At 51.7% G+C, this 12,837-nt stretch carries 10 protein-coding genes; 1 reads left to right on the plus strand and 9 read right to left on the minus strand.

The features are described 5' to 3' along the window. The first annotated feature begins 24 nt into the window (after positions 1 to 24). Positions 25 to 1,605: an MFS transporter gene (locus BLW37_RS05290; protein ID WP_091340651.1), complete on the plus strand. Its 1,581-nt coding sequence runs from the start codon at positions 25 to 27 to the stop codon at positions 1,603 to 1,605. Here the strand turns inward: BLW37_RS05290 and BLW37_RS05295 are convergent. The 9 genes from BLW37_RS05295 to BLW37_RS05335 form a co-directional block, all read right to left on the minus strand. Beyond that, positions 1,602 to 3,080, minus strand: coding sequence for a hypothetical protein (locus BLW37_RS05295; protein WP_091340655.1), 1,479 nt, complete (start codon positions 3,078 to 3,080; stop codon positions 1,602 to 1,604). The genes BLW37_RS05290 and BLW37_RS05295 overlap by 4 nt on opposite strands. Positions 3,081 to 3,093: 13 nt before the next feature. Further along, the gene (locus BLW37_RS05300; protein ID WP_245785622.1) at positions 3,094 to 4,158 is read right to left on the minus strand and encodes an NAD(P)H-quinone oxidoreductase; all 1,065 of its coding nucleotides are present in this window, start codon (positions 4,156 to 4,158) and stop codon (positions 3,094 to 3,096) included. A 465-nt stretch (positions 4,159 to 4,623) separates the two neighbouring features. Beyond that, on the minus strand, positions 4,624 to 5,409 hold the full coding sequence (locus BLW37_RS05305) for a TatD family hydrolase (protein WP_091340664.1): 786 nt from the start codon (positions 5,407 to 5,409) through the stop codon (positions 4,624 to 4,626). 17 nt (positions 5,410 to 5,426) lie between these two features. Beyond that, positions 5,427 to 5,753, minus strand: a complete 327-nt coding sequence (locus BLW37_RS05310) for a PilZ domain-containing protein (RefSeq protein WP_091340668.1) — start codon at positions 5,751 to 5,753, stop codon at positions 5,427 to 5,429. Positions 5,754 to 5,766: 13 nt separating this feature from the next. Continuing rightward, positions 5,767 to 6,663 (minus strand): DNA polymerase III subunit delta', encoded by an 897-nt coding sequence (gene holB, locus BLW37_RS05315; RefSeq protein WP_091340671.1) that lies wholly within the window; start codon positions 6,661 to 6,663, stop codon positions 5,767 to 5,769. Continuing rightward, positions 6,647 to 7,291, minus strand: coding sequence for a dTMP kinase (gene tmk, locus BLW37_RS05320; RefSeq protein ID WP_091340674.1), 645 nt, complete (start codon positions 7,289 to 7,291; stop codon positions 6,647 to 6,649). Before tmk ends, holB begins: the two co-directional genes overlap by 17 nt. Further along, positions 7,284 to 8,297, minus strand: coding sequence for an endolytic transglycosylase MltG (gene mltG / locus BLW37_RS05325; protein ID WP_091340678.1), 1,014 nt, complete (start codon positions 8,295 to 8,297; stop codon positions 7,284 to 7,286). Before mltG ends, tmk begins: the two co-directional genes overlap by 8 nt. Beyond that, complete coding sequence (pabC, locus tag BLW37_RS05330) at positions 8,282 to 9,049, minus strand: aminodeoxychorismate lyase (RefSeq protein ID WP_091340682.1); 768 nt, start codon at positions 9,047 to 9,049, stop codon at positions 8,282 to 8,284. Before pabC ends, mltG begins: the two co-directional genes overlap by 16 nt. A gap of 113 nt (positions 9,050 to 9,162) precedes the next feature. Next, positions 9,163 to 12,708, minus strand: a complete 3,546-nt coding sequence (locus BLW37_RS05335) for a PAS domain-containing hybrid sensor histidine kinase/response regulator (protein ID WP_091340685.1) — start codon at positions 12,706 to 12,708, stop codon at positions 9,163 to 9,165. Positions 12,709 to 12,837: the final 129 nt, after the last annotated feature.

The raw sequence follows: 12,837 nt of genomic DNA on the forward strand, positions 1-12,837 counted from the left end.
ACCCAATCGCAACAGGGAGTCGTTATGCAGCAAACCGGAACCATCAGGGCTTTTTCCTCCCTGTACTTCTCCACCTTTTTGATGGTGCTTGGAGCCGGTTTGCTCACCACGTACCTGGGTCTGTTTCTGGCAAAAGAGCAAGTCGATCCATTATGGATTGGTGCCCTGATGTCCTTTTACTACCTTGGCCTGGTGCTTGGCTCAAAAGTCGGTCATAAACTGATTGCCCGAGTCGGCCATATCCGGGCTTTTGTCGCGAGTGCCGGCCTGGTTACCGCCTCAGCATTAGGCCATGGCCTCATCCCCGATCTGACTTTCTGGTTGCTGCTTCGCTTCATGGTTGGCATGGGCATGATGTGTCAGTACATGGTACTGGAAAGCTGGCTCAATGAGCAGGCAGATAACCACCAGCGCGGCACTGTGTTTGCCAGCTACATGATCGTGTCCTATTTTGGCATGGTGGCTGGCCAGCTGGTGATTGGCTCTTTCCCTGAGCTGGGATTGGAACCCTTATTTTTAGTCGCGATCGGTTTTGCTCTATCCATCGTGCCGATTGGCATTACCCGACGCATTCATCCGGCACCTTTGCATTCGGCACCGCTGCAAATTACTACCTTCTGGCGGCGCATGCCGCAATCCCTGACCACCATCACCGTAGCCGGCATTATTGTTGGCGCTTTTTACGGCCTGGCGCCAGCTTATATCAGCAATACCGGTTTGCCGAATGAGAAAGTTGCCTTGTTTATGTCGGTCACCATCATCGCAGGCTTGCTGGCACAATGGCCGATGGGCAAGCTGTCGGATCGCATTCCCCGTAGCCGGCTACTTCGGACCAACAGCGCGTTACTCACCCTGGTGGTGTTGCTGATCGCCTTGCTACCGCTTTCTGGTACCTTACTGCTGCTGGCAACCTTCTTTTTTGGTTTCCTGGCATTTTCGCTTTACCCGATAGCAACAGCTTTGGCAAACCAGCATGCCGAGCAACACGAGCGGGTGTCCCTATCGGCGGTAATTTTACTGACCTTCGGGATTGGTGCCTGTTTTGGCCCCTTACTGGCATCGGCATTGATGCAAGTACTGGGTAACTTTATGCTGTATGGTTTTATGGGGCTGTGCAGCTTTGTGCTGTTTCTGCGCTTGCAGCGGGTCAATTACAGCCAAAAACAAGCCGCCCGTATCGTTGCAGCCCAACAGTCCGACGATTATGTGATGGCATCGAGCGATGTGTTTTCATCACCACTTGCCGCAGCCTTGGATCCAAGGGTGGACGAACAGATGGTGCAAGAGCAGATGCTCGAGCCTAAAACTGAGCCTCCACCGAGTGAGCCTGCTCGTGTTCACCAACCAGAGAGCAGCCATGATCAGTCCTCGGTAGCTCAGGAGCCGGCCAGCCAGCATGAACCGGCTCTGACGGCGACACCTGAAGCAATCGAAAAAGACAGTGCTGAGCATGAAGAAACGGTTGCCAACGAGCAAAGCCTGGTAGCTGATGATGAAAAAGCAGAAACTGAAGTTACACCAGCTGCGCAAAGCTCAGAGGACGATGAAGCCGATACCATTGTTACCCGGCTGGCGAAACGCCAGCAACAGGATAAAACGGATTAAATGTTCTGGTTGATGGCTTTGTTCCACAGGTTCTGGTTACGGGCATAGGCAAAGTATTCATCCGGATGCCAGCACTTTGGGATCAAATCCATATCTTTACGCTCTTCGTAATTGGACACCAGCTGCATTAAAATTTCTTTCAGCCGCTCTGGTTTGATTTTTTCCAGCTTCTTTCTTGCCTGAGGGAAGAACAAGTTGTTTTCTACCCGCACCGTACAGCCCATGACAGAAATCTGGTAAGACAGATTGCGCGTGACCATACGACAGACCGGCACATGAGGGTGTGGCGGGTACAGGGAGGTCACGATGGCGTATTCATAACGATCCAAGTCCTGCCTGTCAGAATCTTTCGGGATGTAGGTAATACCAAAACCTTGCGGAAAAATACCGGTAATTTGCATCAATGCATCAGCAGCTTCTTTGCTGCACATGCCTTTCTCCACAGCTTTATCAATCACTAAGCCAACTTTAGGTAAGGTTTCGTAACTGTAATTCTGCTTGGTCGATAAGACTACCGAGGTATAAATTTGGGGAATTTTCAGTAAGTTACCAATCCCCTGCTCTGGTTTGACCGAATTTTTCAACAAGGTGACCATAAAACCGAGTTTTTCCTGCTCGTTACGATCAAACCAGTCACGTTCATCTTTGCTGTTCCCCACATAACGATCTTTTCCAAGCGCTTGGGTCAGATACTTCAGGCTTTCCCGGTAGTTGGTTTGCAGCATGGTTACCCGATCCGGATTATCCAGTACCCGAAACTCGTTCAGGCTGCCGTCCTCACCACAAAGAATACGCTGAGCCTCTGGGTGTTGCTGGCCAATATCCTGGATCAGAGCCGCCATCAGTAAAGGGATTTGCACATCATCACGAAACGGCTGATAACATCTTCCACCCGTGACCTCAATCTCCGTAGCTGTATCTTCCTGATAACGTTTCAGGACATAGCTGTTGGTAATTTTACCATCCAGCAGCAAACGATCGAGCAAACGCAACGCCAGCACCGCTTTGTACAAATGTTTGCTTTTTTGATTGCTGCGGGCAACCTGTTTGCCCTCGGTAGGGGATAACAATTGAATGGTACCCAGCATCTTTGCCGATAATAAGTTGGTTTCTTCGAAATCAGCGCCTTGCACCAGCTCAAAAATGGTATAGCACAGCTCTTTTAGCCGAGTCAGCTGCGCCAGGCGCAGCTCTTCAAGCCCGTGATTCATACTACTAAGGCTTTTTTCCGCTTGTTGTAACCGCTGTTCAATTTTGGCTTGATCGGCACCACTGGCTTGTTGCAAACGCTGACGGAACAAGTACGCTTCCTGTTCAGCTGCCGTCTGTTGCTCCTGTAGTTTCTCAGCATCGATAAAATACTTCAGCGCCTGCTCGTATAGAGAGTCCTGAACGTCAGTTTGATCATAAATTCTGTGAATAAGCGATTGTACAGCTTTGCTGTAACTGGACTTGGCAATTTTTCCCAAGTTCATATCAGTCAATTCCTTAGCTTGTGCCAGAAGTTAGTGTAGCATCCAGTGCGGTTCCTGCGACATCCAATACCACTTTACCAATACTCTGGTTGGTCGCCAATAATTGATGCGCTTGTTCCACCTGTGACCAGGGCAGAACGCGATCCAAAACGGGTTGGACCCGACCAGCTTCAAAATCAGCAGCAAAATCTGACTGCAGTCGCTGCACCAGGCTGGCTTTATAATCATCACTGCGGTTGCGTAGAGTAGAAAACAATAACTGGGCGCGCTTCTTAAACCAGGGAGCCATATCCAACTCGGTTTTACGCCCCCCCATCAGCGCATAGATCACTACTTTCGCATCCATGGCCAGCAATTTAGCATTGTGAACCAGATAATCACCTGCCACCGGATCCAGGATGAGGTCCACCCCCCTTGGCCATTGCTGCGATATAATCTCAGCAAAATCCTGTTGTCGATAATTGATAGCCAAATCTGCACCAAGCGCCAGACAAGCATGTGCTTTTTCATTGCTACCAACCGTCACGGCCACTTCAGCGCCACGAGCTTTGCCCAACTGTATTGCTGCTGTCCCCACGCCGCTAGCCCCAGCATGCAACAATACCCGCTGCCCCACTTCAAGCTGGCCCAGTAAAAACAGCAACTGATAAGCCGTCAGAAAGACTTCAGGTGTCGCGGCACTCTGGAGCATACACCAGCCCTTAGGAACCGGCATGACGTGGGTCGCCGCGACCCGGACATACTGCGCATAGCCTCCCCCGGGAACCAAAGCCATCACTGATTTTTCCAGCCAATGATTGAGGCTGGCATCAGCCACAGCCACTACCTCACCACTAACTTCCAGACCAAGGATGTCACTTTCTCCTGGTTGTGGTGGGTAAAGTCCCCTCCGCTGCATTAAATCAGCCCGATTGACGCCGGCCGCAGTAACCTTTATCAACAACTGACCGGAATGCAAAGTCGGTAAAGGCCTGAACGCAGAACAGAGGCGACTATCCGGGCCAGGGTTTACGACTTCAATCACCTGCATCTGCTGCGGTAAATCTTGCATTAACTTACTCCCAGTCGATGTAGACATAGGCTTCTCCGGTTCTGAACTGTATTGGCCTGCACTCACTATCATTCTTACTTTTTTTGCCGATATAATCAATTACTTATCGGGAAAATGTACATTAGAGGTCCATGTTAGCAAAAAAATTGCAAGAGACTAATTGGTGTTTTTTTTAGACTTTTTACCAATAAAAAACATTGATTTCTAATCTTAAGGCTATAAAAAACACTAGGCCAGGCTGTCATTAAATCAGCAACAACTGAGGAAGAATCAGCCTTTCAGAGGATAAGCTGGGGATAACTCAAGCATAAGCTGGGGACAAAGTTCCTGAAAAGCAGCCAAGTGCCAGTTGGAACCAAGCAGGAAAAAGCCACTCAAAGTTACTACACTTGAAGACAGTTTCTCCCTGGATATTGTTTTCGATAGCGCACGGCTCATTCCCGATGAGCCATTCCCCTGAGCCCAGAACAGGATTAGTTCTGGGCCTTTTTTTTAAGCATTTTTTGGTTGGATGCCAGCAAATAAGCGGTAAAAATTAGCCGTGGTTTGCTGTGCCAGTTGCTCAAGTGAGAGCCCTTTAACTTCTGCAATGGCAGCGGCAACATCTGCCACATAAGCTGGCTGATTGGTTTTGCCCCTGTGCGGTACAGGCGCCAGATAGGGTGAGTCGGTTTCAATCAAAAGCGCATCCAATGGAATTTTTTTCACTACCTCGCGCAGCTCGACCGCATTTTTAAAGGTCATGATACCGGAAATAGAGATATAAAAGCCCATATCCAGTGCAGCTTTTGCCATCTCCCAGCTTTCGGTAAAACAATGCAACACCCCTCCCGCCTGATAAGCTTGCTCGGAGCGCATCAGCGCCAGGGTATCGGTGCGGGCATCCCGGGTATGAATGATGACCGGCTTACGCAACTGACAACCCACCTGTAAGTGCTGCACAAAAGCATCCTGCTGCAACTTTTTGCTGTCAGGCGCATAAAAGTAGTCAAGTCCAGTCTCACCGACGGCCACCACATCCTGCCGCTGACATAAAGACAGCAACAGCTCTGGATCCAACGCATCACATTGATGCAAAGGGTGTTCCCCACAGGAAACAGACACCATCGGAAAAGGAGCCACCAGCTCCGCCATGGCTTCAAACTCTGCCAAACTGACCGATACACAGAGCAAATGCTCCACGCCGGCTTGCTGAGCTTTCGCTATCACATCCGGCAGCTCCAGCTTAAGTTTATCCCACTCCAGACGATCCAAATGGCAATGCGAGTCTACAAACACAACAGATCCTGTCACAATTAAAGGGTATAAGTAATTTCGTTACTGGCCTGTAGGCCTGCCACCAATTTGGTGATTTGGTCATTCAGGTGATGTTTATCGTCAATAAAAGCCACACCAACACCTGCCGGACTGGAGTTCTGAGCCCCGTGCGGCGTGATCCAAGCAACTTTTCCGGTTACCAGTAATGGCTCCAGCGCATCGGGCAGTGTCACATTCAGTGCCAGCGACTGCCCCATTTTGTAGGTTTTTGCCGTACGAACAAACAAACCGCCCTGTTTTAAGAACGGCATATAACAACGATACAGCTCTTTAATATCCATAAAATCCAGTGGGATTTCTTCCATTGTCCACCTCGGTTCACACCATGATCCGCTTTAGCTCAATCAGTAAAGCTGTCAGTGCCAGCTGTTTATTTTGCCCTAAAAGCAGCTTTTCGTCACGACACCAATGCTGAAAGCTCTGCAACAATTGCCAATAGCGTTGTGGTTGATAGCCACCCAAGCTGGGTAAACGCTCACGCAAAAACCAGCTTAGCAACAGGGGCAATTGCTGTGATTTAGTGGCCAGTTGTACCGTCTGCTGTAGGCTTGCCTTATCGTGCACATAATATTCCAACTGTAGCAGGATTTCAGACGCTTGCTCAACTAAGCCCTGTTGCAACCAGTGTAACGCTTCCAGTGGTGCCGTGCTGATGAGTGGTAGCAAAAAATCCGGTAACGTCTGGTCACTTTGTTGCTGCAACCAGTGCTGAGCTTGCGTTACATGCTGAACCGCTAGCGGCCATTGCTGACAACGACTCAAAATGGTTGGTAACAGCAGCGCTGGCTGATCGCTGGTTAATAGCAAATACCCGCCTTTAGGGGGTTCTTCCAGCGTTTTTAACAGGGCATTTGCAGCAGCTTCGGTCATCCGCTCTGCTTGCGGCACAACAGCAACCCGGGCCCCGCCTTGTTGCGCATGCTCATGAAAAAAACGGCTCAACTGACGAATGCTATCAACACCAATGCGCCCTTCAGTTTCCGTTTCTTGCCAGTAATCCGGGTGATGTCCTGCCTGGCGCAACTGACAGGCTTTGCACTGACCACAAGGTTTTCTTTGGCTTTCAGACTGGCACAGCAAAAGCCCAGCCATGGCTTTAACCAGGGTTTGTTTACCAAGCCCCCGACAACCACTTAACAGAATCGCATGAGGAAAGTGCTGCTGCTGGTGCAAAGCAGCCAATTGCTGATAACTGCTTTCAAGCCAGGGTAGCATGGCCTTGCTCCCAGAAAGCGTCCAGTGCCGCGACAATACTTTGCTGCACCTCCATTAAGGGCTTGGAGGCATCAATCACCACGATACCAGGCTCACTTGCCGCTATCTGCAGATACACCTGACGGGTCCGCTGGAAAAAAACCAATTGCTCTTGCTCAATTCGGTCCAGCTCACCGCGGGCCTGAGCACGCGCCAGACCAATGGCCGGATCAATATCCAGATACAAAGTAAGATCAGGCTTGCAATTGCCAAGCACCGCCTGTCGAATCCCATCAATAAGCTTGCGATCCAATTGGCGCCCGCCGCCTTGGTAAGCGCGGGATGATAAATCATGCCGATCTGCCAACACCCAATGCCCTGTTGCCAAAGCAGGTTCAATCACATTGCGCAGCAACTGCACCCGAGCGGCATACATCAATAGCAGCTCGGCTTCAGCCGTCAGCTGCTCATCATGCACCTGCTTTACAAGGGTGCGGATCTGTTCAGCCAAAGGGGTCCCACCAGGCTCACGGGTACAAACCACCGGCAGCTGCTTGGCTTCAAGCCAGTGTCGAACCGTTGCAACCGCCGTGCTTTTACCTGCGCCTTCCAGGCCTTCTACCACCAAAAAGCGGCCTTGTTCAGTCATTGTTCTGCCTTAAAATATAGCGCCGCACTGCAGCATTGTGCTCTTGCAACGTCTCCGAAAATACATGGGTTCCATCGCCCCTGCTGACAAAATAATACAAAGTCGTTTCAGCTGGCTCTGCTGCTGCCTGTAAAGAGCTTCGACTGACCGAAGCAATAGGACCAGGTGGTAACCCATGATGGCGATAGGTGTTGTAAGGATGTGGGTTATTCAGATCCGCCCGGGTAATGCGGCCACTGAAGTTTTCCAAACCATAAATCACCGTTGGATCGGTCTGCAAACGCATATTGCTGCGAAGTCTGTTGACAAAAACTGAGCTGACTAAAGGTTTCTCGGGCTCATGGCCTGCTTCTTTCTCGATGATGGAGGCCAGAATCAGCAATTCATAAGGCGTTTCGAGCGGATGATCCAGACTGCGCAGATGCCAACTGGCTGCCAGATGTTGCAACAAACTCTGATGAGCCCGGCTAAGCAACTGACTGGCACGGCTATGAGCGGTATAGAAATAGGTTTCCGGAAAGAATAACCCTTCGGCAACTTCAGGCACAGGCCCCCAGTCGTCCGGCCAGCGGAGCAGATGCAGCAACGGTTGTTCATCCAAATCGTACTGCAGGTAGTCGGCCTGCTGCAACCGCTCCAAGGTTTGCTGTAGAGTTTCCCCTTCACGCCAGGTAAAGGCAAATTGGGCCACCTCGCCACGGACAAAGAGTTCAAGCAATTGCACCAGGGATAAATCGGCCGATACCCGGTAAGTGCCGGCCCGCACCGCAGACAGTTCAGGCTGTAACCAGATGGTAAGACGCAACAAATGGCAATCCTGTTCATCCAGCAATTGCTGGCCCTGCCATTGTCGGCATAAACTCAGGGCGGATGCACCAGCCGGCACCGTGAACAGGGGGGCAGTCAACTGCAATGGTTGCACCGCCAGTTGCTGCATTTTATTGTAGATAAGCACGGAGCCAAGAAACAACAAGGATAAAGCCAGTATCACTAAGCGACGAAGCATGCGAACTCCTGTTGCAGCTGCTGCACCGGGGCCAGTTGCAGTGGTTTCTCTAGAAAAGTATGGACTGGTAGAATCCCACAGAGCGCATTGCAGCAGAACAAAGCCTCTATCCCTTGCAGCTCATCCAGCGTCCATTGCACCTGTTCTGCTTGCAAGTGTTCCAACAATACCTGCCGCATCACGCCTGCCACGCCAGCCTGATCGAGTACTGGCGTTAACCAACGCCCAGCCCGGTAAAAAAACACATTGGCCGCGATGGCTTCGGTGACAAAACCACGCTGATCCAGCACCAACAGGTCATCCCAGTCGGTGGTTGCCAGCTCTTGTTTAAGCAACACTTGCTCCAGCCGATTGTTGTGCTTCAAGCCAGCCAGCAACGGCTGGCAGCCAAGCTGCAACCTGGCCACCCCCAGGCGGATCCCCTGTTGTCGCTGCAGCCTGAAATCCGGCAACTCGGCTGTGCTGATATAGGTGTCTGGGCCATTCACACCAAGCGGGCTGTAGCCCCGGCCGGCATGACCGCGCGAGATCACGACTTTAAGTACTTGTTCCGGTGCTGAAATGGCCTGCTGTACCTGATTGGTTAATTGCTGCCAATCCGGCTCGACAAAGCCCAGCCGAGCGACGCCTTGCTGCAATCGCGCAAGATGCTGAGGCCAATATTCAGCAACACCAGCCCGCACCCGGATGGTGGTGAAAATACCGTCACCGAACTGGAAACTGCGGTCGCCTATGGGAATACCTGGTTGCACCTGAAAAATCCGTCAAAAAACATACTGCTACCGATGGGTTCTTGACTTAGAGTATGCATGATCCTGTCACTGAATACCAACAGGATCAAAGGTGCTACCATGCAGCTGACGAATCATTCAGCAGTCCGCCTTTTTAGCAGATTGATTTGATTCAGGCTGGCGCGCAAGGCAGCTGGTTTAATGGGCTTGGCCAAAAACAATAAGCCAAGTCGTTGAGCTTGCCTGGCCAGATCAGCCTGCGGCGAGGCTGAAACCAGAATGCCAGGCACATGCTGCCAGTACACCTGCAACTGCTGATACAAATCCAGACCATTGCTGTTTTGTCCCAACTGATAATCAATCAGCAGGACATCCGGAGCCGGATGCTCAGCAGCAAAAGCCAACAGGCTCTGCTCGTCATAAAATCCCTGCACCTGCTCTATCTGCCATTGCTGCAACAGTACCTTGAGCGCTTCCAGATTGGTGGCATCGTCGTCGACACAAATCACGTTCAAGCCAGCCAGAGCGCTGCGTGGACGGCTGACTTCTTCAATAGGTTTGATGATTTCAGTCAATACCAGCGGCAGCGTCAGGCTAAAGACGGTGCCGTGACCAGGTCTGGATTGTACCGCTACCGTATGGCCAAGCACTCGCGCCATACGATGAACCACCGCCAGGCCCAGGCCAACCCCTTGCTGCCCTTTGGCCGTGGCATCAATCCGGTAGAAATCATCAAAAATCCTGGCCAGATCCGGCTCAGCGATGCCAGGGCCGGTATCCCATACCTGCACCAATAATTGTTCCCCCCTAAGCCTACAGCTCAGCAATACCTTGCCTTTGGGCGTGTATTTAATTGCATTGGACAGCATGTTTTGCACAATACGTCGCAGATAGGTGGCATCACTCAATACCTGTACATCCTGGCTGCGCACTTTCAGCTGCAAGCCTTTTTGCCTGGCCAGCAAGCTGTACTCATCGGCCAGATTCGACAGCAACTCTCCCAGTGACACCGGCTGGATAGACGGCTGCAGTTTGCCATCATCCTGTTTGGCGATTTCCAGCAAGGTAGAAATCAGCTCTTCCGTAGCTTTTAACGAGTTATCCAGCTGCTGCACAATGTGCTGATGCTGTTTGTCGTCGTGCCGGCCCGATAGAGCAGCTGTAAATAAACGGGCGGCATTCAGTGGCTGCAAAATGTCGTGACTGGCCAATGCCAGAAAGCGGGTTTTGGAAGCATTGGCGGATTCAGCTTCGGCTTTGGCTTGCAACAGCTGCTGCTCAGTCAGCTTACGGCGTTCTACTTCGGCCAGCAGTTCCTGGTTCATCTCGCTGATGGTTTGCGTGCGCTCACGTACCCGTTGTTCCAGATGCTGCTTGGCTTCAGCCAGCGCCTGTACCGCCTGCACATGATCGGTGATATCGGTAAAGCTGGTAACAAAACCACCGCCCGGGATGGGGTTGCCACGCATCTCAATCACCTTGCCATCCGGCCGTACCCGCTGAAAAACATGCTGAGTACCCTTTTGCATGTGCTGAATGCGTTTATTGACATGATCCTCAATGTCGCCTTTACCACACAAGCCACGCTCAGCATTCAAACGCACAATATCCGCCACCGGCCGGCCAACCCGTACCATGCCTTCCGGATAATCAAACATCTCGAGATAGGCTTTATTCCAGGCGACCAGATTTAGATCCCGGTCCACCACACTGACCCCCTGACTTAAGTGCTCCAGGGTAGAAAACAGGATTTTCCGGGAAAACTGAATGGCCTGAGTGGTGTCATCAAACAAGGTGACCACATCTTCAAAACCCAGCTGCTTACCCTCCAACACAGCATTCACCATGGTGGAGGCCGAAGAGGCCCCAATCACCCCGGAGAGCTCGCGCTCAACGTGCTCGACCAGGCGCACACTGGGCTGGTCGTCCGGATCCAGCTCCTGCTGTTGGCGACGTCCAAACTCCTGCAAACACTCCAACGCACGCTGCTGACCGACAAAGCGTTCCAGCAAGGTACGTAAATCCGAATTGCGGATTTTTATGCGCCGTGCTGGCGTATCCTGATGATCGATGGGTAAATTCGGCTTGACAAAAGCCACCGCCTGCAACCGATCTTTCAGCGGCACCCGCGTCAACAAAGATACCAGCACATAAGCCAGAATGTTCAGACCCAGTGACCATAAAACGCCATGAGTTAAACCATCGGTGCTCAGGCCAAACATCGCTTGCGGGTGCAGCCAGCTCAGTCCAAAGGGACCGCTCGCCATGATTTCCGTACGAATAACGCCGGCACCAACCAATTGAGGCAACATCAGTGTATAGAACCAGAGCCCAAATCCAACCGCCAGGCCAGCGTACACGCCCCTGGCATTGCCATGACGCCAGTACAGCCCCCCGACCACGGCAGGGGCCAATTGAATGGTCAAGGCAAAGGCCAGCAGGCCGGTTTCAGCCAGATCGTAATTGCGGGCAAAAAAGACGTAATAGAGCCAGGACAAGCCCATCACCAGCACAATCATGCTGCGCCGAACCAACAGCAGCAACAAACTGTAGTCATGCTGCATGCCCTGGCGTTTAGCCCGGCGCAACAAGCCCGGCAGCACCACATCGTTACTGATCATGGTACTGAGTGCCAGGGTGGCAATAATGATCATGGAGGTAGCAGCTGAAAAGCCGCCAATAAAGACCAGCGCACTTAAGGTATCCATGCCAGAGGATGCCGGGATCAGCAGCACAAAACTATCGGCCTCACTCCAGCTATCCGGAAACATCAGCATCCCGGCCACAGCAATCGGGATCACCACCAAAGTGACCATCGTCAAGTAACCGGAAAACCAGCGCCTGGCATGGCGCAGATGTTGGTTGGAAACATTTTCGACAAAGGCGACATGAAACTGACGTGGCAGCAAAAAGACTGCCGCCGTCGCCAGCAGGGTTTTGGTCAAAAAACCAACCCAGCCTGTGCCAGCACCTTGCTGTTGCTGTTCGTTGGCATGGCTGACAAAATGCTGCAAAGCCGAACGATCGATATCAAGGAAAAACACATAGACCACTCCGGCCAGCAGCAGAGCAAAGAGCTTCACCACCGACTCAAAGGCAATCGCCACCATAACACCGCGGTTCTGCTCGGTCAGGTGCACCTTACGTGTGCCAAATAGGATCGCAAAAAAGGCCATAGCCACCGCACTGAGCAGCGCACTGTCCTGATACCAGGCGACGTTGCCTACACTAAAATCCTGGCCCAACAGCACTTGATAGGAGCTGGCTACCGCTTTTAGCTGCAATGAAATGTAAGGCACTACCACCACCAGGCAGAGCAAGGCGACCAAGAGCGCTATGTTGCGGCGCTTGCCATACCGTGAGGAGATAAAGTCAGCGATGGAGGTAATATTGTGCTTTTTCGCCACATACAACAATTTGAATAAAAACGGCTGAGCAAACACAAAGAGTAAAATAGGCCCCAAATAAATCGGGATATAGTCCCAACCCTGGGTTACCGCGGTGCCAACAGCACCATAATAGGTCCAGGAGGTGCAATACACTGCCAACGCCAGGCTGTAAATCAGCCCCCCATACTTTTGTATCAGACGATCGTCGGCATGCCGCTCGCCCCAGTTGGCGATCCAAAACAAGCCGCCAACATACAACAACGCCAGTAATGCTATGGTCCAGGCCGCCACACGCCGCCCTCCTTTTCATTCTTATGCTGTTACTCTTGGCCGAACACCGACCAAAGTCAACCATTGGTCGCTCTTGCTTCGACTAAAGTCGGGCTTTCGCTATTTCTGGCCGCTGCTAGATTAAAACGG

Origin of the sequence: Alkalimonas amylolytica, assembly GCF_900107845.1 — a bacterium.
Classification (GTDB): Bacteria; Pseudomonadota; Gammaproteobacteria; order Enterobacterales; family Alteromonadaceae; genus Alkalimonas; species Alkalimonas amylolytica.